We start from the raw sequence: 626 nt of genomic DNA, 5'->3' as shown, positions 1-626 counted from the left end.
TACCGCGACCGGCAGGAGGTGGCGTATCTCACCGGCAAGCGGATCGTGGCGATGGTGGCGGAGGACCTCAAGCCCTCGGACATCCTGACCAAGCAGGCGTTCCACAACGCGATCAAGGTGAACTCGGCGATCGGCGGCTCGACCAACGCGCCGATCCACCTGGCGGCGCTGGCGCGCCACGTCGGGGTGGAGCTGCCGCTCAAGGACTGGGAGACCGAGGGGCACGGCGTGCCGCTCCTGGTCAACCTGCAGCCCGCGGGCGAGTATCTCGGCGAGGATTACTACCGCGCCGGCGGCGTGCCCGCGGTGGTGAACCAGCTGATCGAGCAGGGGCTGATCGCGGAGGACGCGCTGACGGTCAACGGCCGCACGATGGGCGAGAACTGCCGCGGCGTGGCGATCGAGGACGAGGCGGTGATCCGCCCGTACGACCGGCCGCTCAAGGAGGCGGCGGGGTTCCTGGTGCTGTCGGGCAATCTGTTCGACGCGGCGGTGATGAAGACCAGCGTGATCTCGCCCGAGTTCCGCGACCGCTACCTGAGCAACCCGGACGATCCCAACGCCTTCGAGGGTCCCGCGGTGGTGTTCGACGGGCCGGAGGACTATCACGCGCGGATCGACGATCC

1 protein-coding gene is annotated in these 626 nt (G+C 69.0%); it reads left to right on the top strand.

The features are described from left to right. A partial coding sequence (locus tag KZ813_RS19955) for a dihydroxy-acid dehydratase domain-containing protein (RefSeq protein ID WP_219756743.1) occupies positions 1-626 on the top strand: 626 nt, incomplete at both ends.

The sequence above is a fragment of the Sphingomonas folli genome (assembly GCF_019429525.1).
GTDB classification, from domain to species: Bacteria; Pseudomonadota; Alphaproteobacteria; order Sphingomonadales; family Sphingomonadaceae; genus Sphingomonas; species Sphingomonas folii.
Note: the sequence above shows the minus strand (reverse complement) of the source record. Positions and strands in the feature narration are given on the sequence as shown.